Genomic DNA, 24,405 nt, shown 5'->3' on the forward strand with positions numbered 1-24,405 from the left:
CTTTGTTAAAAAAATGTTTGAAACAGTTTTAGAACTCAATGCTTGCGCTGAATGGTACGGACCATGTAACGCGCTCAGATGTATCAGCTTTTGTATGAACATCGATTCTTGCACCGATATCAATATTTGCTTCTCCGATTTTGAATGCGCTTCCACCCTGAACTGTAAGTGCAAGACTGTCGCTTAAATTGTCATCAAGAGTAACTGCAGTACCGTCCATGCTCTTTACAAATACATAAGGTGTAACTTCATCAAGAAGACCGTATGTTCCCAGGTTGTATTCAGCTTTTGCAAGGAACTCAAGATAGCTCGGGTCTGTATCGTTTCCTGTAGTTCTTACGGTTACAGGAAGATGACCTGTAAGCTTGAGGGCATCAAGGGTATATTCAGCATAAAGATCAATAGCTGTACCGTTCATTTCGTACTTATCCTTGCTGGCAATGTAATCGATTCCAAATACAGGCTGAATGAATGCGTAGAGATTGTCAGATTCGTATCCTGCGCCGATGCGTGCTGTTTTCCAACTGTCCTTTCCGTTATCTCTGAAAGAGGCTTCAAAAGTAAAGGCATCTAAATTGTAACGTGCCGTGATTCCCCATGGAGCATATACAGTATCTGCGTCTCCCTGTTTGGAGATTCCGCTGGAACCGATTCCAGGTGCTATTGCGGCAGATACAGTAAGTTCTTCAAAAGGAGTGTATGCAAGACTGAATCCCATTTCATCAACATCAGCATTTGTTATGTAGAAAGGAACTTTGTCTGCTGCACGGTCTGCAAAAGCAAACGGGTTTGCAACTTTTTCTTCATCAACGCGTTCTACAAAGAAGTCATCGATTCCTACATAGCCGAGGCGTACATTAAGTTCATCAACCGGCTTAAACCAGAGATAAGTATTGCGTGCACTTGCATTCCATCCGTCTTCTGCTTTTGAAGTACCTGTAAGTTCAAAGAAAAGCTCAAAGTGTGCGCCTGCAAGTCCTGCATCTACATCAATTTCGATTCCGTTTTTAGAATGGTCTTCAACGGCATCAAGGGCAAATACTTCATAGTTTGCATCAGCATCCTTCTGTTTTGATTCTTTTACGATGCTTCCTTCCATTGTAACTTTTGCTGTTGCTTCATATGCTGCGGCTGTCGACAGTACTGCTGCCGAAACTGCACATGCTGAAAGTAATTTTTTTATTTTCATTTCTAATCCTCCGTGCTGGATATGCTGTTTGTCTTGAATCTAGAATTTTATTTCTGCTGTAAAAGGAACCCGCCATTCAACGTCATTACAGAGATTTACATCTGTATAAAGTTTTGAATGAATGAGGAGTTCGTAACCTACTGAGAATTCACATGAACCGGCTTTAAATTCAATTCCCGGTGTGATGTCAAAGTTCATTGAATCTGACAGTTCATCATTAAGACGGATGAAGGCATATTTGTTGTCACCGTCATGATTCATAGTTCCCACTTTTACAAATGGAGAGAAGTCATCCATGTTTCCGATTTTTCCCAGGTTGTATTTTGCCTGAAGGACATATTCAAGATAGCTCGGGTCATCATCTTTGTCCGTAGTGCGGATTGTTACAGGAACATGAGCGATGAATGTCCAGGCGTCAAATTTGTATTCGCCGTAAAGATCAAGACAGATTCCTGACAGTTCGTATTTGTCCTTTTCTGTTTCGTAGTCAATTCCGAAGCATGGCTGAATGAATGCGTAGATTCCGTTGGACTCATATCCTAAAGCGCAGCGGGCAACTTTCCAGCTTTCTTTTCCGTTGTCGCGGTAAGCTGCCTGAAAGCAGAGGTTTCCTGTGTAGTAGCGGGCTGTAATTCCCCATGCGTCGTAAGTGCTCTCGCTGTCACCGTCTTTACTCCAGAAGGCTTTTCCGAAAGTACCGGGAGTTCCCCAGCGTCTTGCAACTGCTCCCGTAAGAATCAGACCTTCCACAGCGCGGCTTTCAAAGCCGATACCCATCTCGTCTACGTCAGAGTTGTTTACATATCCCGGGTGTTTTGACCAGTCGCGTTCGTTAAGGTTAAAAGGATTTCCTACTTTCCATTCGTCGATGCGTTCTTTGTAAAGCTGGTCGTTTCCTACATAACCTGCAGTGATTTTTAGAGATTCCAGGGGTTTTACCCAGAGGTTTGAGCGCCTGAAAGAAACGTTTGAACCGGAATCGCTTTGAGTAGAAGAGTTGACGGTATACCATAAGGCAAGTCTTCCGCCGAATGAACCTTCGCTGAATTCAAAAACTATGCCGTCATCATCTTTCTGGGCTTTTGAATTCAGTTTGAAGAAATCATATTTTGCATCTTCATCATTTTTTTTAGTTCCCTCTGCAATGTTTCCTGTAAGTACGGTCCTTGCCTGTGTTGTAAGGGCAAAGGCTCCGCTGCATGCAGCTGTTATTGCGAGAGAAATACATAAAGCATTTTTGAATTTCAATTCTTTATGTCCCCCTTTTTTATGTCTGAAAAAAATTATCAGCCCGAACTGTGGGGGAAAATATCATAAAGATGTTAAATATTATAAAATTTTATTATTTTGCAGAAAGTTTTATTTCTGAAGCGTTTTCCGCCTTTATTTTGATTCTGTAGATTGTCTGCGGCCAGGTACGTCTTAAGCGGCTGTCTGCTATTTCTATAGGTTCAACGCTTATGTCAGTTTCTGACGCATCTGTTTTAACCCTTATGGAACCTGCTGTTCCGACGGTAATTGTCATGGAACTGCTGTCTACAAGAGGTTTTTCTTTTACCATAAGGTTCATGACCGTAAGGGCACGGTCTTTATCATTAAAAATAATTGAATCATCAATATCCAGACCTTCTTCAGAAACGGATATCCTGCGGCTGTAGGATTTAACTCCGGCAGAAGAAGGGTAGGCTTTTGCAATGTTCATGCTTATTGAATTTTCTTCAGTCTTAACTTCCTCTGCACGGAATTCTTTTCCGTCCTGCTGCATGATTCCGTTAAGTTCCGGAAGGTTGTGATAAGAACTCTGCATTGTCCAGATTTCATATCTCTGGGGAGAAAAAGTTTTCTGCGTATAGTTTTCTACTCCCACATCAATGATGAAAGGTTCTCCGTTCTTGTAAAGAATGAAACTTCCCGTATCATTGTGGTTGTGGCTGTCTGCGTTATTTCCGGCTTTAGCTGCTGCTGAAAAAATTCCTTTGTGGACGATAAATACGCCTATGCTTTTGTACCAGATGTTTCTGCTTAAAGGTTCAGCTTTTTTCTGAAGTCCCTGAAGTCCCTGAAGTTCCTTAAGAATTTCTCTGTCGGCAAATATGGACTGAAGGGTGTAGTACATATTGCTCTGAGAAAGTTTGTCGGCGGTAAGACTGAAAAGTTTTTCTTCCGTAGATGAAGCTTTCCACTGATCTGCGGCAAAGGAACAGAGGGCGTCAGAATGTACGGCTTTTCCAAACAGGAATTCCCTTGCGCCGGATTTTCCTGCCCGTGGTGAACAGTCTGCAAAATTAAAGAAATATTCTGAATGGGGAATATTCATGTTGAGGATATATTCTGCAATGTTTTTAATTTTCGGAAGGGTGTAAACGCTTTCTGTAAGTTTATCAGTAACTCTGTTTATGATGTCACAGGCATTGTAAAAGGTAAGGCCTGCATGCCGGTAATATTCTGCGCCTTCAGAACAGCAGCCGTCTTCTCCATAGTCTTTTAAGAAACAGTCCAGGCTGTAAAAAGCTTTCTGAAGTATTTTTTTTCTCAGTTCATCTGAATGGGGAAGAATAAATGCCGCAAGAAGTGCATTCTGAGTACACCAGGGAGTCCAGTTGCACATCGGTTCATCATCGTTTCCCATCCACCAGAAATGTTCTGTAAGATAAGGTGTAATAATTCTCCGCTCAAGTTCATACTGAATGCGTTCACATATCATCGGGGAATCGGCATCAAGTTCTTCTTTAAGCAGATACCAGGTTAAAGAAAGAAGGTTTGCTGTTTCTCCTGCAAAAAGTTCAAAAATAGGTCTTGAGGAATCAGGATAAGGAAGCTGGGGAGTATCCCGGGTATAAGAATTATGTGCCGGAAGATGCCAGCCGCTTTCTTCACAGATTAAAAATATTCCGTCTGTAATGTCTTCAAGAAATCTTCCCTTATGTTCAAAACATTCTGCCAGAACAAGGATTATGAGCAGGGTACGGCGGTTAAAGTGATGGTTTTCAAAATTGACACGGTTTCCGTTTTTATAGAAATCATGCCAGAGGGAAATGTTAAGCTGAGGCCAGCCTTTACTTCTTAAAATCTGAAGGGCATTTTCTGCCTGCTCCAGGATGAAGTTTCTGAATTCATCACTGATGGAATTCCAGGTGTTTCTGTCAGAAGCTTTTGCAAAGGGAGTAAAGTCTTTTAAAGAAGCCGGTATTCTGTCAGAAAAAGAAGTAAAGGTTGTTTCGTTCATGATTTCCTCTTTGTGAATGAATTATACGTTAAGCATTGTTCCGATTTCTGTTTCGCCGGCTGCTTTATCAAATACTGTTACGTTTCCAAAACCGATGCATCCGTCAACAAGGTATGTATCTGTCGGTGTGGCGTATTCTTCGTGAGCAACAACTACTACATAATCTTTTGAGCCCTTTGTGATTTTAAGAGCCTGAAGCTGTGAATCCTTAAAGGTCCAGTTCTTGAAATTGGAACGTAATGGAATGAGCTGTACTTTTGTTTCTTCAAAACTGCCTGCCCTGTTAAGGGAGATTACTGTAAACATAAAGGAAGAGCCTTTTGCATTCCACTGAGTTTCCAGAGTTTCGTTATTTTCTACTGCATTGTAATGGCGGGAAAGTCTTGTTGCTGTTTTCTTTGTGCAGGCGTCAGGTGCAAGTAAAAGAATCTGTGCTTCATTTTTGCTGCTGGAGTATTTCCAGTTGCCGGATCCAGTCTCAGAAAGTTTTCCTTTGTTGTTGAAGTGAAGGAAATTCTGATAACTGTGGTTTCCGTTCGTGTAGAATTCGTCTGCAAGAATGAAGATGTCCGGCTTAAGGTAAATGACACGACGGTTTGCAAATACTCCGCCTTTTTCATTTGTCATGTATCCTATGTGTCCACCTTCTGCATAGGCATATTTCTTAAAGTCCTTGCAGGCTCTGTTTACTGCACGGTCAAGATGAGAACATTCCCAGCTGTCGATGTAATTGTAGCAGCTTGCTCCGTCAATTATTGTTGTGTTGTGGGCGGCTGCATCTTTAAATTCAAAACGTTCAGGCTTATTAACGTAAGTGTAGCGTCCTGAATCCATGAGAATGTCTTCTTCATTTGCATACAGGTCAATGTGAAGCTGGTCTGAATGACCGTGACCTGCTCCCAAAGTTCCGCAGTGGAAATGAAGGAAAGTATCTTTTTCTGTCCATCCGCTTCTCATGTAGATGTTTCCTGAATCTGCCAGTGCAAGTGTAAGGGATTGAGGATGTTCAGCCTTCATGTTTTTATATTCTTCGGCAAGTTCAGCTCCTACTTCCCATGCTGAATCAAAGTCTAATTCAGGATAGCCGCTGCCTTTAAGAACAGGATCATGGAAGAAAGCTGCTCCTATGGTTGTAACGTCCCGGACATCAATTTCATCACTGTCGCCGTTGGAAATTTCTTCTCCGTTCGGTTTCTGCCAGTATACGTTTGCAAGGGCCATTTTGTGCACGCGTTCACTGAAACCTTCCGGCAGTTCAATTCCGTTTCTTTCTGCAAGAATTACGACGGTATAGAAAAGCTGGGTTACTTCATTATGGTACATAGGGCTCTGTTCCCACTGTGCACCGTCATCGTATACCTGAAGTCTTATTTCCGTATCAAGCCGTTTGATTGCAGTCTTTACATATTCTTTTGTACGCTCTGTTTCCGGAAGCATTACGCCTGCAACAAAAAGCCCGTGGTTTGCCATTACGCCCCAGTTGCTCATCATGTTGTACCAGTTCCATACGGACATAATGAATTCTGCATGTTCCGTCATGCTGGCAACAAATTTGTCCATTACTTCCCCAGTGATTGCAGGGCTTCCTTTAAAGTACATCATTGCCTTAATCCAGTATTCCATACGGAGTCCTGTTTCAAGAGTACGCCAGGCCTTATCATTTTCTGGAATGTGGGGAACGGTTTCTATCCATCCTGAAAGCTGGTTTACGAAAGTTTCTGCATATTTTTCGTCTTTTGTAACTGCATATGCCTGACCGAGACATATCCAGAATCTCATGCGGTTAAAGGCATAGATAAATTCCGGGTCATCACCAGGCATGTAGAGCCAGTCAATTTTATCTTTAAAGACAACCGGTTCTACAGTCTGCTCCATGTCCCATCTTAAATCGAATTTGAATTCCTGCCGGCAAACTTCATCGGCAACTCTCATTACGTGGGCAAGTTCTTCCTTACAGTTATTTTTTACATATTCTGCGGTAAGTTCCCTGTCATTAAAAAAGAATTTTCTTCCCTGATTAAAGAATTTGTTTACGTCCATTTTACCAATACAACTCCCATGCCGGATTTACAATGCGGGTAAGAGCTTCCATGTAGAAGTAGTCTCCCCATGATGTACATTCATCAACGCCTTCAGGTGTACAGGTATTGTACGGTGATTTTTTACTGTAGGTTCCGTGAAGGAGAAGGCCGTTTGATTTAGAGAAATCTTTTACTGCATATTTATCAACAAGAGCCTTAAGAAGAACTCTTGCTTTTCTTTCAAGTTCTTTGTCTCCTGTCTGAGAAGCCATGTCCAGAAGTCCGCAGGCAACGATACAGTCAGAAGAAGAATCCCTTGGTTCAGTTTCTCCGTCGTGAACAGCATTGTCATCGTTAAAAATCATGTCCCAGTAAGGAACGTTGTCTTCCGGAAGGCGGGAAAGATAAAAGTCTGCAGTGCGGTGGAAAGCTTTAAGGTATTCCTCATTGCGGTCATAGCGGTAGGCAAGGGAGGAACCGTATACGCCCCAGCTCTGTCCTCTGGCCCACACAGAATCATCTGCATATCCCTGACAGGTTCTTCCGTAAAGAGGTGCTCCTGTCTCGCAGTCCATAAAGAAGGTATGGAAGGTAGAGCCGTCTGCCCGGATGGAATTTTTCATACATGTCTGGGTATGAAGGCGTGCGATTTCTGCATACTTTTTATCGCCCGTTTCCCTGCTGGCCCAGTAAAGAAGGGGAGTGTTAAGAAGACAGTCTACTATATACCTGTAGTTGTCTTTTTCTCCAAGAGCGCCCCATGCCTGAATGAAGTTTCCTTTTGTCTGGAATCTGGAAATAAGCTGGTCGGCTGCTTTTATGGCTGCACTTCTTCCCATATCGCTTTTTATAAGTTTCCAGGCTGCAACACAGCTTGGGGAATATAAAAATCCCATATCGTGGTGATCAACAGAAATTTTGTTTTCAATTCTGTAGTTCATGCTTTTTACATGCTCAAGGGCGGCATTTTTAAAAGCCTCGTCTTTTGTGTATTCATAAGCCAGCCAGATTTCTCCAGGCCAGAATCCTGTAGTCCACTGATCATTTTTACACTGAGGATAAAAGTTATTCACGCTGGAATGATTCTGAGAACTTGTGGTGAATTCGCCAAGATTGCGGCGAACCTGTTCAATGCATTTTTCTAAAGCTGCACGGGCTTCTTCATCGGTTAAAACCGGGGAATTGTCTCTAATCATAATGCTTTAACTGTAAACCTAAATCGGTAGTAATGCAAGTGTGATATTAGATTATAAAAAGTGATATCAAATTTTATTTAAGAGGCAGGTTATTTTCCGCTGTTTCTTTCCCAGAAGACCCCATCGCTGTATCCCTGAATGGATTTGTCCCTTTCTGCATCGGCAAGGCGTTTTTCTGCCCAGGTACAGAACTGGGGGCTTTGTTCAACGCCAAGATAGTGACGGTTCAGTTTTTTTGCAGTAACACTGGTTGTGCCGCTTCCTAGAAAAGGGTCAAAAATAAAGTCCCCTTCATTACTTGAGGCAAGAATCATTTTTGCAATGAGTTTTTCCGGTTTTTGAGTAGGGTGGGCTGTATTTTCTGCCATGCTCCAGAAAGGAATTGAAATATCATCCCAGAAGTTTCCGGGGCAGGTATCCCTGAAGTTTCCGTCTTCGTTTTCGTTCCAGTCTTTAGGAATGCCGTTTACTTTATAAGGGGCTATGACTTTCCGTCTTAGTTTTACTCTGTCTATATTGAATGTAAAGCTGTCGCTTACGGTGCAGAACCAGATGTCTTCCATAGAGTTTTTCCAGTTTGCTTTAGCTCCCCGGCCTTTTTCTCTCTGCCAGGTGATCCGGTTCTGTATTATAAGCCGTTTTTCATCCTCAAGGGCACAGAGCACGTCTGCAATAACCATGGAACTTTTCCAGTCGCAGCAAATGTAAAATGAAGCGTCTTTTTTCAGCAGGGGAAGAAGTCTGTTCAGCCAGTTAAGGGTGTACTGATAGTAAGATTTTCTGTCGGTAGCAGAAAACTTTTTTTCTGCATAGGTTTTGTTAAGGTTATAGGGAGGATCAATTATGGCAAGACTGACAAAATTTTCCGGCAGGTTCTCCATTATTTTCAGAGTGTCTGCACAGATTGTCCTGTCAGTTATATTTTTAACTTCTTTTATTGAAGAGAAATCGCTCTGGTCAGAAAAGGTAAGGCATCTGTCGAAGAAGTCTTTTCCTTCTTCAACAGATATATCCAGAGTTTTATTACGCTGGGACTTAGCCATTCTTTTTTGATTCGATTTCGTTGTGCTGCTTTTCAAGAAGTTCCATTACATGATCAATCATCTTCTGTTTAGGATCACTTTCGTCAGCAGGAAGGGATGCCAGATACTGATCTCTGAACGGCTTGCATTCAATTACTTCATGAGCACCAAAGATTGTTACTGCCGGTGCACAGAGGTCATTAAGCATGTTTTCATCCTGAATTTCAAGAATTGAACCGTTGATTGTAACAAGAAGGACTACGTCAAAAAGACGAAGGTAACTGTCAATTTCTTTAAGACCACGTTTTGTTTCCGGATGTCCCGGACGATAACGTGTACCGCTCGGGAATACAAGAATTACTTCTCCACGTTTCTTACACTCAGTCATGGCACGCATTGCAGCCATATTTATTTTGCGGGCTTTCTGTTCTTCTGCCTTAGCTTCTTCTTCTGTTGCAGCATCGGCTTCTTTTTTGTCCAGTGAGCGGGTAGGATAAATAACTACACGGGTAAAACTTTCTGCAAAAGCACGTACAGTAGGATCTGCTTCATTGAGTTTCATGCCGGCAATGGCAACAATTCTTTTTGAAAGGTCTGCCACTTTAGGATTTCCTGATTTTTCAAGCATGTAACAGAATGAAGGAAGGTCTGTATTTGAATAATGTTCCATGAGAATCAGACCACTTTTTCCTGACTGAACAAGATCATAGAATTTTTCAAAGTTTTCTATTCCTTCAAGATGGCTTTCAGGAAGAGTATTGTCTTCTACAAGCATGTCCATGATTTTTCTTGTTTCAGGATTTGCAACCTGATAGACATTTGTTTCGTCTATTTTTGCTGCAGCATGAGAAAGTTTGCTGAGCTTGTCAAAAGAACTTGCATATCGCTTGTATAAAGGAGCTTTTTCCATAAATCCCTCGATTGATTTTATTAAAAGTTAAATTCAATTTTAAAATGATTAAAGCGTTCATGTCAATCAGACAGCGCAATACTTGTGACTGCCTCATTAGAACGCAGGTGTTTACAGCCGGTCATCGATGAATTGAATGAAATCATCATAGGGACGGGGTTTCGAAAAATAATATCCCTGGATTATGTCACAGTGAAGCTTTCTTAAGAAGTCCAGCTGTTCTTCTGTTTCTACACCTTCTGCTACGACGTTCATTTTTTTAAAATGGGCAAGTTCTATAGTATGACGCAGAATTTCATCTCCACCGTCATTTCCTATAAAATCAATAAGGCTTTTATCAAGTTTTATTACGTCAAAGGGCAGAAGATTGAGACAGCTTAAAGATGAAAGGCCTGTTCCAAAATCATCCATGTGAATTTTAAAACCTTCCTGCTTAAGCGTTGCAGTAAGTTCCTTGAGTTTAAGGTTGCTGCTTTCATAGGTTTCTGTAAGTTCAAGAGGAACATAATCAGGCAGAATGCTGTTGCTTTTTATAATTTCCTTGTATTTCTGAATGAGACCGCTGTGATGAAGGCTTGCTCTGGATACGTTAATCGAAATTGGAATGATTTTCTTTCCTTCTTCCTGTCTCCGTCTTATAAGTGAACATACTGCAGTGAATACGTATTCATCAAGCTTTACTATAAGACCGTTTCTTTCAAAAAGAGGTATGAAATCTACAGGAGGAATCACAGTACCGTCTTTCTGGATCCATCGCACAAGTGCTTCAGCCCCTACAAGTTTCTCTTCGTCTGCAGAAAATTTAGGCTGAAACCAAACCTTGAATTCATCTGCGGCCAGTGCATCAGAAAACGAAGATTCAAGAAGCTGCTCTTTCATGTGAATTTTACTTACGGGTCCGTTATAGTTTGCAAAATGCACTTCATAGTTCCGTTTAATGCTTTTTGCTGCAAACAGGACTCTGTCACATATTGTGTTTATTGGAAGAGTGTGATCGATATTGCCGTAGAATCCATAATTGATTTTAAAGTTTTTTATCGGTGCATTACTGATTATATTTTTTGAGTTTTCAAGAAATACATCTTTAGAATTCCGCCTGCTGGTAGGGAACAGAGAAATAAATGAATCACCTCCATACCGGCCTATGATTCCGTAAGGCTCAAGTTTTTTAAATTCAACAGCAAGATATTTCAGTAATTTGTCTGCAACAGCCGTTCCGTAAATACTGTTGAGCATTTTAAAATTATTTATGTCTCCTAAAAGTACGTCGTAACTTTTTTCAGGATTGTTTTTGAGGATTTTTTTTGCTTCTTCAAAGAATCCTTCCCTGTTTAACACTCCAGTCAGTTTGTCGTGTTCAAAGGCGTAAAACTTTTTTGCTGTATCACGCATTCTTATATAGAAGAGAAGTATGACAAGAACTGTCAGCGCCAGAGAAACCAGTGTTTCCGGAATCATGTCTTTCCATGTAATCCAGCCGGATACAGGTTCTACAGAAAGGTACCAGATGTCATTCGGAACAGGTATTTTTATGCTGAGATCTTTTGAAACATCTGCATTGCAGTCTGTAAAGATAAAACCGTATTCATCGGTATAAGTATGTCTGTTGTTCTTTTTCCATACACCGAAGTCGTATTCAGAAGCAGATGTGTCTACTTCTGAAATAATCTGCTGTACAAACTTATTCCAGTCCAGTACGACTACCGAAAAAGCTTCAAATTTACCGTTGGTAAAAATAGGATTTCTTATGATAAAGCCTGTTTTTCCGTTTTTGAGGATATTCGGACCGGCAACAGTAATTTCTCTGGTAGAAATTGCCTGAACGGATTTTTCTCCCAGTTCAGTATCTTTAATCAAGTTAAAGCCGATTGTTGAGTCTTTTATCTCTTCCGGCCATGCATGGGAGATTATTCCGCAGGGAGCAATGAAGAATTCGCTTGCAGAGGGGGTGCTTTTTCCAAGCCCGGTACAGTACATGTCAAATTCATCAAGAAAAGGCTTTCTGTTGTGAAGGTAAAGGTTTTCCATTGACTGGGTAATGTAGAGGCTGGAATTTACTATCAGTTTTATTCCTGAAGCAACACTTTCTCCGTAGATTTTGGCATTGTCGATTTGTTCCTGATGATTGGTTTTATACATCAGGTGCATGGAAAGTGCCTGAAAAATAAAGCTGATCACTGCTATGAATGTCAGGAGTTTTTTCTGAGAGGAAGAAATTGATACTTTAGAACTTAATTTTGTTCTGCGCACATAAACATTATAACCCCAAATATTTAGAAATTCATTTTTTAATTTTTTTTTAATAAAGTATTGACTTTACCTATCGAAAGTTTAGTATGCACGTTTATGAATGAAAATTCAGCAGAAAACAGAGGCTTGTCTGTAGTAAGACTGGCCTGGCCAATGTTTGTACAGCAGCTGCTGTCTATGTTTCTCGGATATGTTGACACCATTATGGTCAGTCATTATTCAGACAATGCAGTAGGTGCTTTGGGAAATGCAAATCAGATAATCGGTTTTTTACTTCTTGCATTTTGTGTAATAAGCAGTGCTTCCGGCGTAATAATTTCTCAGTATCTGGGGGCAGGAAAGTCTTCTTCAGAGATGAATCAGATTTATTCCCTGTCAGTTGCCTTTAATGTTTTTATAAGTCTCTTTATTTCACTTATCCTTACTTTCTTTTCAAGACAGCTGCTGGCAGTTATTAAAGTTCCGGATGTAATGATAGATGATGCCGTTTCTTACATGAAAATCGTCAGTCTTTTCCTTTTTGCAAATGCTGCGGTAGGCATTTGCAGCCAGATTTTTAACTGCAATGGCCGGACGTTCTTTGGGATGATAGTAATGTTCGTTATGAATATCCTTAATATTGCCGGTAACTACATGTTCCTGTATGGTCCGCTTAAACGCCTCAACATGGGAATTGCCGGAGTTGCTGCATCTACGTCGGCAAGTCATATAATCGGACTTATTCTGTGTCTTATTTTTTTCTATAAAATCATAGGCGGAAGATTTTCTTTAAAGCATTTTATTCCTTTTCCAAAGAGTCTGCTTTTTAAGATGATAAAACTGGGAATTCCTGCAGCGGGAGAAAGTTTTTCTTATACAGGTTCTGTAACGGTTATAGCTGTATTTGTAAATATGCTGGGACCGGATTCTGTTACGGCTAAAGCGTATTGTACTATTCTTACAGGTTTTTCTACGGTGTTCTCCAATTCAATTGCAAATGCAGTTTCTATAATTACGGGGCATGCTGTAGGTGCCGGCCGCTATGAATATGCGTATAAAAAAGTAATGAAGTGTCTTCTGTGGGCAATGATAATTACCATTGGGGTTGCCGGTATAAACTGGATTATTTCTCCGTATACTCTTTCTTTGTTTACAGAAAATGCATCAATAATAAAAATAGGAAGCGGCGTTATGCTTGTTGCCCTGTTCCTGGAAATAGGAAGGGTCACAAATTATGTTGTTATAAGAAGCATGAGGGCTGCAGGAGATATTCTGTTCCCTGTAATACTTGGAATTGCTTCCATGTGGGGAATTTCCATAGGAGCTTCCTGGTTCTTTGGAATATTCTGCGGCTTCGGGCTGGCCGGAGTATGGATGGGAATGGCTGCTGATGAAATTTTCAGGGCAGTAGTCGTATTCATACGCTGGCAGAAAGGCAGCTGGAAAAACCGCAGGGTGGTCTGATTGAGGGGGTAGTACAAACCCTCAAAACGGCGAAGTCAAGGCTTTAAGCGTTAGCGTGCCTTGACTCGACGTATTTAGGTTTTAATACAAAACCTAAAAACGGCTGTGTCAAGGCTTTAAGTGAAACGTGCCTTGACCAGACGTATTTTAGTTTTCTATGATCCTGAACATAGGAGTTTCGCCCGGATGAAGTTCCAGAATGTGTTTTTCACATGGGCGTACTTCTGACGGATCATGGGTTACATGAAGCAGGGTAGTAGTTCCTGTTTCTGCAACGGTTTCGATAAGGTCAAGAAGTTTTGTCCTGTAGTCTTCATCAAGGCCGTGGCAGGGTTCATCAAGTATAAGGACTTTTGGATTCTTTACGGCTGCCCTTATTATGAGGATTGCCCTCTGTTCTCCGTAACTTAATGAAGAAAAAGTTTCGTTTTCCCTTCCGGAAAAGCCTGCAAGCTTAAGCCATGCCCTTGCGGTTGCTTTTTCAAAGTCGGTTGGGATTTCATAAAGACCGATGCTGTCTTTGAAACCGGAGATTATTACGTTTTCCAGAGTTGTTCCGCCTACCATTCTGTATTCAACGTGAAGCCTGTAGCTTACAATGCCCAGCCTGCGTTTTATATCCCAGATTGTTTCTCCGGAACCCCGTCTTTTACCGAAGATTTTTATGTTTTCCCGGAATACCTGCATGTTGTCTCCGGTTATAAGCTCAAGAATAGTTGTTTTTCCAGAACCGTTTGGTCCGCGGATAAGCCAGTGTACGCCCTTCTTTATTTCCCAGTTAAGGTTTACCAGAACGTGATGATCTTCCCAGCCTACGTTTACGTTTTCAAAACTGATAAGGCTTTCTTCATCAGAATCTTCTGCCGGAGAAAGGGCATGGCTCTGTTCCCGTATGGTTTTTAATTCATTAAGGAATTCTGTTTTTGTTTTTTCCCGCTCAAGAGCTTTTTTAGCCCTTCTTTCTTTTACAAGGGTTTCGTATTCATCACGGCTGCCGCAGAAAGATATTTTTTTGTCTTTAAACTCCAGTACCCGGTTTATGCTGTCAGGAATTTCATGAAAGCGTTCCATGCACAATATAATTGTAGGAAATCCACCGTTTTCCTGGGCATTTGTCTGTCTGTGAGAAAGGGTATCAAAAAATTCCAGGAGTATGCGCCGGCTTTCTGCATCAAGTCCTGCAAAGGGATCGCTTAAAATGAGCAGCCTGCATCCGGAAAGAAGAGCCCTGCATAAAAGGGTTCGCCTTATTTCTCCTGTGGACATATATCTTAGTCCCCGGTCCAGTATTTTTTCTACGCCACAGAGCTTTATCTGCGGGAAGGTTTCAAGTCTCGAGGCAACAGGGGGCAGGGGAGCACCTTTTTTTGAGGAACCTCCTAATACTTCACAGATGTACTGTCTTCCCGTTCTTCCGATGTCTTCTTTATCCATGTATTCGCTTTCGTCACGCATACGTTCTTCTTCTATTAAAGAAGCTGCTGCTTCAAGGGAAACTACAGCCACGCTGTCTCCGAACTGAGAATTAAAACAGGAATCTTTTGATTCAGTGCAGAATTCTGCCTTGCCGGAAAGAGCGTCTACAAAAGCAGCTTTTCCTCCGCCGTTAGGACCTGTAATGAGCCATGCTTCCGTACCGTGCATTTCAAAATTAAGGTTTTCCAGAATGTGTACAGAGTTTTTTTGAACGGAACAGTTTTTTATCTGAATGAGGTTTTCCATAATACAGCCTTCTTTATTTTTAGATTATATGCGTGTCTTTATAATAAAAAAAAGCCGCCTCTAAGTGAAGCGACTTTTCGTATGAAAATTCTTTGTAAGTAACAGAAGTATTATTTTCTAGCAGATTACAACAGAATTATCTGTATGAGAGAAAGGAGCCGGGATGTACTTATCTGCTGCCCAATCATTTTCCCACTGCTTGCCGTCTAAGAGATAGCGGAACTGATATTCCTTACCAGCCTCAAGCGGTACTTTTACGGAGAATGTTCCGTCTTTTCCTTTTTTGAGAGGTGTTTCAGTGCTGCTCCAACCATTAAAATCACCGGCAACTGTTATAGTTTCTGCACCATGCGCAGCATCCTTAGAAACAGAAAATGTTACGTTGCAGGTAACTTTGTCCTTTGAATAGGATTTCTTTAAAGCCATGCAAAACTCCTTTAAATTTGTAACTTTCTTTAATAATAAAAAATTATAATATCAATAATTTAAATTTGCAATATTTAAAGTAGTCTGTGGTGTTTCTGCAATCCTTTTCATAAGAAAATTTTTCAAAAAAAGTTTTAAAAGAAGTGCTTTACTTGAATTTAACTCTTTCATATTGTATAGTTCTTGAACATTCAAATCAGCCGCCGATTTATCCAAATTGCAGAGCGGTAACTGCTTCGTATGAATGCAGTAAATCTTGCTAAAAGGGAGGCTCTATTATGAGCGCTGTCTTAAACAAAAATCACTATTTATTTACATCAGAATCAGTTGGAGAAGGACATCCTGACAAGCTTTGCGATCAGGTTTCAGATGCAATTCTTGATTATGCACTTTCCCTTGATAAAAATGCCCATGTTGCCTGCGAAACTTTTTCTACGACAAATTTTATTCTCGTAGGCGGAGAAATAGGTTTTCAGGATCCAAAAGTAAATCTTGATGAATTTAATTCAAATGTAGAAAAAATTGCCCGCCAGGTTGCCCTTGATATCGGTTATGATTCAGCAGAAAAGGGTCTGGACGGAAAAAACTGCATTTTTGAAAACCGTCTTCATGCACAGTCCGCAGACATTAATCAGGGAGTTGTAGGAAAAGGTCTTGATGAATATGAAGGAAAGCAGGGTGCCGGTGATCAGGGAATGATGTTTGGTTTTGCATGTAATGAAACTCCTTCACTTATGCCTGCTCCGGTTTATTATTCACATCAGATTCTTCTTAAAGCTCATGAACTTCGTCATTCAGGGGCAATAAAATGGCTTCGTCCTGATGCTAAATCTCAGGTTACCATTGAGTATGACGGTTTTAAGCCGGTAAGAATTGATACAGTCGTTGTTTCTCATCAGCATGAAGATTCAGTTTCTCATGAAGAAATTGAGACTGCTATTATAGAAAGAATTATTAAACCTGTTCTTGAACCAACAGGACTTCTTGATGAAAATACAAAATACTATATAAACCCGACAGGCCGTTTTGTTACAGGTGGTCCGGACGGGGATGCAGGTCTTACAGGACGTAAGATTATCGTTGATACTTATGGCGGAATGGGTCGTCATGGAGGCGGTGCTTTCAGTGGAAAGGATCCTTCTAAAGTAGACCGTTCAGCAGCTTACATGGCCCGCTATATTGCAAAGAATATTGTTGCTGCAGGTCTTTCTGACCGTGCGGAAGTAGAACTTGCCTATGCAATCGGTGTTCCGTTCCCGGTTTCAGTTATGGTAGAAACTTTCGGTACAGAAAAGGTTGCCCGCCAGAAAATTGAGGCTGCTGTAGAAAAAGTTTTTGATTGTACTCCTGCAGGAATTTCTGAAACTCTTAACCTTAAGCAGCCTATTTATCGTAAGACTGCAAGTTACGGTCACTTCGGAAGAGAAGGTTTCCCTTGGGAAAATACTGATAAAGTTCAGGCACTTAAAGAAGCTGTAAAATAAAAGACTGTAAATAAAAATATGAAACTGCTGTCAGAAAGTGAAATTGAAGAAGTTTTCAACCGGTTCATGAAGGTAAATCCAAATCCTCAGTCAGAACTGAAATGGACTTCACCTTTTACTCTTCTGGTGGCAGTTGTTCTTTCCGCTCAGGCTACGGATAAAAGCGTAAATATTGCGACAGAAAAACTTTATGCTGTAGCTGATACTCCTCAGAAAATTCTTGCCCTTGGAGAAGAGGGCCTTATACCTTATATAAAATCCATTGGACTTTATAAATCAAAAGCAAAACATGTTATTGAACTCTGCCGTAAGTTAATAGAAGATTTTAACGGAGAAGTTCCTTCAACAAGAGATGAACTCATGACTTTAAGCGGGGTTGGCCGAAAAACTGCAAATGTAGTTCTGAATGTGGTTTTTCATAAGCCTGTCATGCCGGTGGATACGCATTTAATGAGAATTTGCCCGAAGATTGGTCTTGCTGAAGGTTCTACCCCGGAACAGATAGAAACTTCTCTGGTAGAGCGTATTCCTTCAAAATTCATGGAGCATGCCCATCACTGGCTGATTCTTCATGGCCGCTATGTATGTAAGGCAAGAAATCCCCTGTGCGGGCAGTGTCTTATAAGTGATATCTGCCTTCATAATCAGTAAAAAAAGTAAAAAAACTACCCTTTTGGATAGGACGCAGATTTTTTTTTGTCGTGTATAATATACTTATGAAGGTGTGTTATTTTTACAAAAAGTGGATTTTCTTTATATTTTTAACAGTCGCTTCAATTATATTGTTTTCCTGTGATTTTAATACGCTTTTAGATCCGGATGTTGATAAACCTGTAAACGGTTATTTTGAATACTGGTCGCAGACATGTCAGTTTGCAAAAGTTGAATATGGTTCAGAAAATACTGTCATTAATGGAATTGTAAACCTTGCAGCCAGGGACAGAGTTCAGATAGATGTTGTATGTATAAATCCTAAGGAGCATAAACTTCTCAGCAGGGACGGGAACTGTTTTTGCTTAAAGAAAGATTCTGAAACTGTAACCTGTACGGAGTGGACGGAAGAAAATATTACGCCAGACCTTATAAGAATTACTGCAGAACTTTCGGATGATTATGAAGGAGAAGAAATTTTTCTTGAAGGCTGCCTCTGGCCTGAAAATCGAGTTGAGCTGGGAGAAGAGCAGTTGCGGGAAGCTAATCCGGAACTTTTTGTTTCAGCAAAATTCATTCAGAATACTCCGCCGGATAATGTTTCTAATCTGTATGTACCTTCAGGACTGATTGACGGAAGGCATTATGTGTCTTTTGAACTGACGGACATGACTTTAAAAAGAAATGCCGGTTCTACTTATGAATTGAGTTATTATCTCAGGGAAGAAGACGGAAGTTTAATTTATAAGGGTACAAAAATGCTTGCCCTGGAAGATAATAAAAATTTTCCGGACAGTAAGTTTATTTATTATTTTGATGAGCAGGAAGAAAATCTTCTGTATGAGTATTGTGTTCAGGTATATGGTCCCCGCGGATTAAAAGCTTCTGTAATTTCTACTGCTCCTGGGCTTGGACTGCATACGCTTCTTGAACCGGAAATCGAGTTTAGTAAAGAATATAATCAGAAAAAAGATGACGACGGTTATGAATATATAGAAGTTGCAGAAGAATCTGATGAAGTTACATACTGCATAAGCGCGGAAGAACCTGGGGTAGAGCTTACCGGAACTGTAGACGGAGCAGCTTTCAGCGGAAATTCAGAGGGAAGTCTTGCCTGCGGTGCTCATATTCTTACAGCAACAGTTCATATGGATAGCTGCCGTGATATTACTGTCATTAAGAAGATAATGATTGTAAGGTCGTTAAGAGAAGCGGAATTTGAGTTTGAGCCTGGCTTTAACGGAAATACAGATTCTGAAGGTTATGAATATATAGAAGTTGCAGATGAACAGACGCCGGTAGCCTTTAGCGTTACTTCTCCAGATTCAGGTACTACGGTTACGGGAACTCTTGACGGAGAAGAAATACAGCAGGATATGACCGGTAATCTTTTTGCAGGATATCATACTTTGGTTGTTACGGTTCAAAAAGATTATTATACGGATTCTGTTATTACTAAAAAAATTCGTGTAGTAAAGACAATGTCCGGGGCTCCTATTGAACTTGCTTCTAATGGAAAAGCAAACGGATTAACTGCAGAAAAGTCCGGGGAACAGTATGAAGTATTTGAGTATAATGGCAGTGGCCTTGACGTAATTGTAACAAAACCTGAAGAGGCTTCTTCTGTAAAAGTTGTTGTTAACGGAACGGAAAGTTCTACTGTAAAAACTCTTGCAGACGGATTTAATGAAATTACTGCAACTGTATATAAAGAAAATTATCTTCCGGTTGAAGTTTCCAGAAAAGTATATGTTGTTCCAAAACTTACGGAACCTTCTGTTGAGTACAGTTCTGACGGGGTATTTAACGGACAGACTGCTGTATCCGGTGAGGCAGAATTTGATGTAGTTGAATATACGGATTCCTTTAAGATGGAGATTACAAATACATATTCATCTTCCGGTTCTACTCTTACGGTTTCTGTAAATGGAAATAAAACAACCGGCAGTTCTCAGGAAATAGTACTGGCTTCAGAATACAGCGAGGGATTTAAGACAGTTACGGCAACAGTGACAAAGGATTATTGTCTGCCGGTCAGCGTTACAAAGAGGTTCTATGTTGTTCCAAAACTTACGGAACCTTCTGTTGAATACAGTTCTGACGGAACATTTAATGGACAGACTGCTGTATCCGGTGAGATGGATTTTGATGTAGTTGAATATACGGATTCCTTTAAGACGGAGATTACAAATACATATTCATCTTCCGGTTCTACTCTTACGGTTTCTGTAAATGGAAATAAAACAACCGGCAGTTCTCAGGAAATAGTACTGGCTTCAGAATACAGCGAGGGATTTAAGACAGTTACGGCAACAGTGACAAAGGATTATTGTCTGCCGGTCAGCGTTACAAAGAGACTCTATGTTGTTCCAAAACTTACGGAACCGGAAATTGAATTTACAAACAAGACTTCTGAATCAGGAAGTAAAATATTATTCAGTTATCTTTCTTATGACAATCTTCTGATGAATGTAAATGACACTTACCAGGGTGAAAATTCCACCATGACAATAGTTCTGGACGGTTCAACTTATACAGGTAATATGACAGGTAAGGAACTTGCTGTGGGAGAGCATAGTCTTGAAGTAACTGTTGAAAAATCTTTATGTGAGAGTGTAAGTGTAAGTAAAAACTTTACCGTCGGTATTAAACCTGTAATTCTTTCTGTTGGGACAATCTCTGCATATAATACTGACGGCGGTAATAATGTTGACCTGAAGGGATATTTCTATGCTGCAACAACAGATACTTCTCAAGTAACATTAAAAGCCTATACCGCTTCTAAAGGAACAACTGTTTCTAAAAATCATACGATTTATCCTGATGGCCATACGCTGTATTTAAAATCGCCTGACTCTGTTTTCTATTTTTATTCATCAAAAATAGAAGATTATGATAAGGGGTCAAGTAATGATGACCTTGGAACAGTTAATTACGGACAGTCAGATGCAACAAGAAACTTAAAGGCATTAAAATCGAATAAGTACTTTAGTGTTAATTCAACAAATTCATCCCGCGGCCGTTATTCATTCAATGTCAGTCTTTCTGAAGTACCGTCTGCTACATTTGAATTTACTCCGGCACTTAGTGGACTTTCTGATTCTTATGGGTATGAGTATGTTGAAGTTGAAAATGCTTCTGATAGAGTTTCTTACAGTGTTTTATGTTATGAGGAAAATGTATCTTTGTCAGGCAGTGTAGACGGAACATCTTATTCTGGTGCTGTATCCGCTTCTTTTGGACTTGGGGAACATACGATTACCGCTGTTACTTCACAGTCTGGTTCAGGTTCTTTGTCTATAACAAAGAAGATAAAAGTTGTTCAGACATTGAAAGCACCGGAGCTTGCTTTCTATACAGATTCTGGTTTAACAACAGCTGCTGCCGCTACAAGTGTGGAAGAGTCCGGCTATTCGGATTATACGGCTTATGATATAAATCTTGCTGCTGATGGAAGCGGATGTCTTTATTATTCAGCCGAGACAGATGATACAGATGTTTCAATAACTGTTGTGGATGAACTTACCGGGGAAGAACTGGATGGTTCAATTGCACAGGGACCACATGTTATCGAGGTTACTGTTTCAAAGTCCGGATATTTATCGCGGGAATTTGAACTTGGTAAAATTTATGTTCAGGGAGTCCTTTCTGATCCTGTGATTACTTATACAGGCACTCAGAATGGCAGAGACTCCAGTGGAAATCCGATTTATAAATTCAGTTATAAAACTTACGACAGTATGCCTTTTAATGTAACTGCCGGTAATGAAGGTAATACGGTTGAGGTAAAAATAGGAGATACTGTTACAGCTTCCAGCGGATGGCATCTTGATCCTGATACTGTAAAAACGATTAGTGTTACTCAAACCCGTCAGTATTGCCGTAAGTCTGAGTATTCTGAAACAGTATCTGTAAAAATAAAGCCTATAACTCTTTACATGCAGGCAACTGCAAATGGAGAACTTGCAGCCTGGATAACAGGTTTTGGTACGAGCGGTGGATTTGATGTTCGTGGTGCTATATTAATAAACGGTAATACTGTTTTTAGTTATGAAAGTGGAAAATACGGTATTTCTCAGAGCTGCTGGTGTACGCTGAAAGACACTGATTATTCGTATACAGGAGTGTTTAATTCACCTTCAGATTTGATAACGATAAGTTTTTCCAGCTTCCGTCGAAATATAGGCTCCGGTAGTGACAAACAGTTTGGAAATCAGTCAAGTTCTAATACCTTAAAAAACTGCAAGACTGGTAAAAATAATGGTTCGGAAGGTGATGCCGGTACAGCCTGGACGTTTATTGTTGATACAATAGCGGGAGACTCTAACGGATATGTAAGGCCGAGGGTTAAGTTTACAGCCAGTGAATAAAAAAAAGAATGAAAATTTCTCTAAAGTTATTATAAATTTCTGCCGATATCTGTTAAGATGTAATTGTAGATTTTTTTACGAGGGTATCTATGAAGCAGATTGGAATAAAACTGGCAGACGGAACTTTTTACCCGATTCTTAATGAAGGAACTGCTGAAACAAAAACATTGAATTTAACTACGGTTCAGGATAATCAGACTACTGTTCATGTAGATTTGTATCGTTCTGAATCCGGTTCTATGGATGATGCTGAATATGTTGATACCCTGGAAATTAAGCAGCTTAATCCCCATGAAAACGGGGAGCCTACCCTTAATCTTGAAATTTCCCTTGATGAAAAAAATGAACTCAGTGCAAAAATCAATGACCCTGAGACAGGAAAAAACAGCGAAACTCAGGTAACTCTTGTTTCCAGAACACTTTTAGACAGAAACAGTGAGCCGGTAAATTTTAATCTTGATAATGCAGAACCTTCTTTGCCTGAAGAACCTGTGGAATCTGATACTTCTTCAGACGATGCTTTTGATAATACCATTGCAAACGATCTGCCGGTATTTGAAGAGCCTGTATCTGAAGAAACGGCGGTTTCTGATGAAGATCTTGCAGATTTTAATGAAGAAGAAATCAGCGTTCCGGTAACAGAAGAGGATAAAACTGCTGACTCTGAATCAGATGGCGGACTTTCGGCAGCAGATGCGGCGCTTATTGCCGGTGGAGCTGCCCTTGCCGGAGCCGGTGCTTATGCCCTTGCTTCTGATAAAAAAGATGATGAATCAGAACCTTCCGAGTCTGTTGAAGAACCTTCCGGGTCTGTTGAAGAAGAAATAAATGTTCCTGCAGCAGAAGAAAATAATGATTTTGAAATTCCTGCCGATATTTTAAATGACCTCCCGTCCCAGGATGAAGAAGTTTCTGAGCCTGAAGATGAATCCATTGACGGAGTGAGCCTTTCTATGGATGAACTGGATGTTCTGGGGGTCGGTGATAACGAGAAGGTTGATACAGCCGAAACAGCAGAAGAGGAAAGTGCAGTGATAGGTCCATCTCCGAATGATGAAGATTTTTCTTTTGACGAAGTAAATGAAGAAAGCCAGGTTTCTGTAGATGAAGCAGAACCTGTAAAAGAAGAAACATCTGATGATTTTGATTTTGACTCGATTTCAGAAAGTGATCCTTCACTTGTAGAATCAGAGGTTACTGATACTGTTTCTGATGAAGTAGCGGTAGAAGAGACTCCTGCATATACATCTGCAGATACTTCCGCTGATGATTTCAGTCTTCCTGATTTTGATGCTCCGGAAGAGACATCTGTTTCTGTGGAAGATTCTGTTCCTGAAGAAACTGCCGCTGCTGATGATTCTGTACAGACGGATGATACTTTTGTTGCGGATGAAGCTCCTGCTGCTGAAGATTTTTCTCTCCCGGATTTTGATGCACTTGAAGAAACCGCAGCAGAAAATGTTGCTGAGGAAGAAGTAAGTATAGAAGAAACGCCGGTATCAGAAGAACCGGCTGCAGAGGACAGTACATTTACAGATACTTCCGCTGATGATTTCAGTCTTCCTGATTTTGATTCACCGGAAGAGACGTCTGTTTCTGTAGAAGATTCTGTTCCTGAAGAAACTGCCGCTGCTGATGATACAGTTCAGAGTGATGATACTTTTGTTTCTGATGATGTTCCTGCCGAAGAAGATTTTTCTCTTCCTGATTTTGATGACAGTACGGATGAGCAGGAAGCTGTTGCAGCAGCCAGTGCCAGTGCGGTAGGATTAAGCGGTGTGTTTGATGAAGATTTTGGTGAACCGAATCTCAGCACCGAAGACGAATTTAATACTTCTTCACTAGATGATGATATGTATAAGACAAAAGACCCTACATTCCAGCCGAACAACAATATGTTCAGCGATTTGTATGATAAAGAAACTCTTGAAGGTAAGTCTACTTATAATTCAGATTATGAAGACTCTGATGAAATTAAAAAGAAGACCCGTGTTCCGGTAATAATCTGCATTGTCTGTGCAATTATCTGTATCATTGGTGCTCTTCTTGTGCTCTTTGTAATTCCTTCAAAGATAAATATCTTTAATAAAACAAAGGCTTCTGAAAAAGAAACTGCAGTAGAAACCCCTGCAGAAGTTGAAACGGAAGAAGAACCGGTTGCAGATTTAAGTCAGGATGTTGTTATAGAAGTAGTGCCTCCGGTAGAAAAAACTCCGGAACCGGAAGCTGTTCCTGAGCCTGCAGAACCTGCAAAAGAAAACGAGATTGTTGTTGTAAAAGAACCTGAAGTTGCTGTTCCTGCAGTTCCAAAGGCTGATAAGAAAAAGGAACCTGTTACCTATAAGATTAAGTGGGGTGATACTCTCTGGGATATTGCCAATGCTTACTACAAGAATCCGTGGCGTTATAAGTTCCTTGCACGTTATAATGGAATCAGAAATCCGGATAAGATTATTTCCGGTACTTACATAAAGATTCCGAACGAATGAAACTGA

General features: G+C 40.5%; 15 protein-coding genes. 5 read left to right on the plus strand and 10 right to left on the minus strand.

Annotated elements, in window-relative coordinates; translation table 11 throughout:
- Window positions 1-28: 28 nt before the first annotated feature.
- From HNP77_RS07565 to HNP77_RS07600, 8 genes are all read right to left on the minus strand, one after another.
- The gene (locus HNP77_RS07565; protein ID WP_184652567.1) at window positions 29-1,189 is read right to left on the minus strand and encodes a porin; all 1,161 of its coding nucleotides are present in this window, start codon (window positions 1,187-1,189) and stop codon (window positions 29-31) included.
- Window positions 1,190-1,228: 39 nt separating this feature from the next.
- The gene (locus HNP77_RS07570; RefSeq protein WP_184652568.1) at window positions 1,229-2,437 is read right to left on the minus strand and encodes a hypothetical protein; all 1,209 of its coding nucleotides are present in this window, start codon (window positions 2,435-2,437) and stop codon (window positions 1,229-1,231) included.
- Between the two features lie 94 nt (window positions 2,438-2,531).
- Window positions 2,532-4,415: a heparinase II/III domain-containing protein gene (locus HNP77_RS07575; RefSeq protein WP_184652569.1), complete on the minus strand. Its 1,884-nt coding sequence runs from the start codon at window positions 4,413-4,415 to the stop codon at window positions 2,532-2,534.
- Between the two features lie 21 nt (window positions 4,416-4,436).
- Window positions 4,437-6,455 carry a heparinase II/III family protein gene (locus tag HNP77_RS07580; RefSeq protein WP_184652570.1) on the minus strand — a complete coding sequence of 673 codons (2,019 nt, stop codon included), beginning with the start codon at window positions 6,453-6,455 and terminating at the stop codon, window positions 4,437-4,439.
- Window position 6,456: 1 nt separating this feature from the next.
- Window positions 6,457-7,632 carry a glycoside hydrolase family 88 protein gene (locus HNP77_RS07585; protein ID WP_184652571.1) on the minus strand — a complete coding sequence of 392 codons (1,176 nt, stop codon included), beginning with the start codon at window positions 7,630-7,632 and terminating at the stop codon, window positions 6,457-6,459.
- Between the two features lie 89 nt (window positions 7,633-7,721).
- Window positions 7,722-8,675: a DNA-methyltransferase gene (locus tag HNP77_RS07590; RefSeq protein ID WP_184652572.1), complete on the minus strand. Its 954-nt coding sequence runs from the start codon at window positions 8,673-8,675 to the stop codon at window positions 7,722-7,724.
- Window positions 8,668-9,564, minus strand: a complete 897-nt coding sequence (locus tag HNP77_RS07595; protein WP_184652573.1) for a 1-acyl-sn-glycerol-3-phosphate acyltransferase — start codon at window positions 9,562-9,564, stop codon at window positions 8,668-8,670. Before HNP77_RS07595 ends, HNP77_RS07590 begins: the two co-directional genes overlap by 8 nt.
- 111 nt (window positions 9,565-9,675) lie before the next feature.
- A complete protein-coding gene (locus HNP77_RS07600) occupies window positions 9,676-11,814 on the minus strand; it encodes an EAL domain-containing protein (protein WP_184652574.1) in 2,139 nt (712 codons plus the stop codon).
- A 96-nt stretch (window positions 11,815-11,910) separates the two neighbouring features.
- Here HNP77_RS07600 and HNP77_RS07605 point away from each other — a divergent pair, with 96 nt between their 5' ends.
- Window positions 11,911-13,257 carry an MATE family efflux transporter gene (locus tag HNP77_RS07605; RefSeq protein ID WP_184652575.1) on the plus strand — a complete coding sequence of 449 codons (1,347 nt, stop codon included), beginning with the start codon at window positions 11,911-11,913 and terminating at the stop codon, window positions 13,255-13,257.
- Between the two features lie 147 nt (window positions 13,258-13,404).
- On the opposite strand, the gene HNP77_RS07610 is transcribed toward HNP77_RS07605, so the two are convergent.
- Both HNP77_RS07610 and HNP77_RS07615 read right to left on the minus strand, forming a co-directional pair.
- Complete coding sequence (locus HNP77_RS07610) at window positions 13,405-14,979, minus strand: ATP-binding cassette domain-containing protein (RefSeq protein WP_221266550.1); 1,575 nt, start codon at window positions 14,977-14,979, stop codon at window positions 13,405-13,407.
- Between the two features lie 117 nt (window positions 14,980-15,096).
- The gene (locus HNP77_RS07615) at window positions 15,097-15,405 is read right to left on the minus strand and encodes an isoamylase early set domain-containing protein (protein ID WP_184652576.1); all 309 of its coding nucleotides are present in this window, start codon (window positions 15,403-15,405) and stop codon (window positions 15,097-15,099) included.
- Window positions 15,406-15,683: 278 nt separating this feature from the next.
- On the opposite strand from HNP77_RS07615, the gene metK reads away from it, so the two are divergent.
- The 4 genes from metK (at window position 15,684) to HNP77_RS07635 (ending at window position 24,399) form a co-directional block, all read left to right on the plus strand.
- Window positions 15,684-16,889, plus strand: a complete 1,206-nt coding sequence (gene metK / locus HNP77_RS07620) for a methionine adenosyltransferase (protein WP_184652577.1) — start codon at window positions 15,684-15,686, stop codon at window positions 16,887-16,889.
- A gap of 18 nt (window positions 16,890-16,907) precedes the next feature.
- A complete protein-coding gene (gene nth / locus HNP77_RS07625) occupies window positions 16,908-17,540 on the plus strand; it encodes an endonuclease III (RefSeq protein ID WP_184652578.1) in 633 nt (210 codons plus the stop codon).
- 65 nt (window positions 17,541-17,605) lie between these two features.
- A complete protein-coding gene (locus HNP77_RS07630; RefSeq protein ID WP_184652579.1) occupies window positions 17,606-21,910 on the plus strand; it encodes a hypothetical protein in 4,305 nt (1,434 codons plus the stop codon).
- An 89-nt stretch (window positions 21,911-21,999) separates the two neighbouring features.
- A complete protein-coding gene (locus HNP77_RS07635) occupies window positions 22,000-24,399 on the plus strand; it encodes a LysM peptidoglycan-binding domain-containing protein (protein ID WP_184652580.1) in 2,400 nt (799 codons plus the stop codon).
- Window positions 24,400-24,405 lie beyond the last annotated feature (6 nt).

This window comes from Treponema rectale (genome assembly GCF_014202035.1).
In the GTDB taxonomy this organism is placed as follows: Bacteria; Spirochaetota; Spirochaetia; order Treponematales; family Treponemataceae; genus Treponema_D; species Treponema_D rectale.

What these genes read in the sequence shown, in the direction of transcription:
- metK (WP_184652577.1), top strand. Translation starts at nt 15,684, where the DNA reads ATGAGCGCTGTCTTAAACAAAAATCACTATTTATTTACATCAGAATCA.
- HNP77_RS07575 (WP_184652569.1), bottom strand. Translation starts at nt 4,415, where the DNA reads ATGAACGAAACAACCTTTACTTCTTTTTCTGACAGAATACCGGCTTCT.
- nth (WP_184652578.1), top strand. Translation starts at nt 16,908, where the DNA reads ATGAAACTGCTGTCAGAAAGTGAAATTGAAGAAGTTTTCAACCGGTTC.
- HNP77_RS07590 (WP_184652572.1), bottom strand. Translation starts at nt 8,675, where the DNA reads ATGGCTAAGTCCCAGCGTAATAAAACTCTGGATATATCTGTTGAAGAA.
- HNP77_RS07580 (WP_184652570.1), bottom strand. Translation starts at nt 6,455, where the DNA reads ATGGACGTAAACAAATTCTTTAATCAGGGAAGAAAATTCTTTTTTAAT.
- HNP77_RS07595 (WP_184652573.1), bottom strand. Translation starts at nt 9,564, where the DNA reads ATGGAAAAAGCTCCTTTATACAAGCGATATGCAAGTTCTTTTGACAAG.
- HNP77_RS07610 (WP_221266550.1), bottom strand. Translation starts at nt 14,979, where the DNA reads ATGGAAAACCTCATTCAGATAAAAAACTGTTCCGTTCAAAAAAACTCT.
- HNP77_RS07585 (WP_184652571.1), bottom strand. Translation starts at nt 7,632, where the DNA reads ATGATTAGAGACAATTCCCCGGTTTTAACCGATGAAGAAGCCCGTGCA.
- HNP77_RS07565 (WP_184652567.1), bottom strand. Translation starts at nt 1,189, where the DNA reads ATGAAAATAAAAAAATTACTTTCAGCATGTGCAGTTTCGGCAGCAGTA.
- HNP77_RS07630 (WP_184652579.1), top strand. Translation starts at nt 17,606, where the DNA reads ATGAAGGTGTGTTATTTTTACAAAAAGTGGATTTTCTTTATATTTTTA.
- HNP77_RS07635 (WP_184652580.1), top strand. Translation starts at nt 22,000, where the DNA reads ATGAAGCAGATTGGAATAAAACTGGCAGACGGAACTTTTTACCCGATT.
- HNP77_RS07615 (WP_184652576.1), bottom strand. Translation starts at nt 15,405, where the DNA reads ATGGCTTTAAAGAAATCCTATTCAAAGGACAAAGTTACCTGCAACGTA.
- HNP77_RS07605 (WP_184652575.1), top strand. Translation starts at nt 11,911, where the DNA reads ATGAATGAAAATTCAGCAGAAAACAGAGGCTTGTCTGTAGTAAGACTG.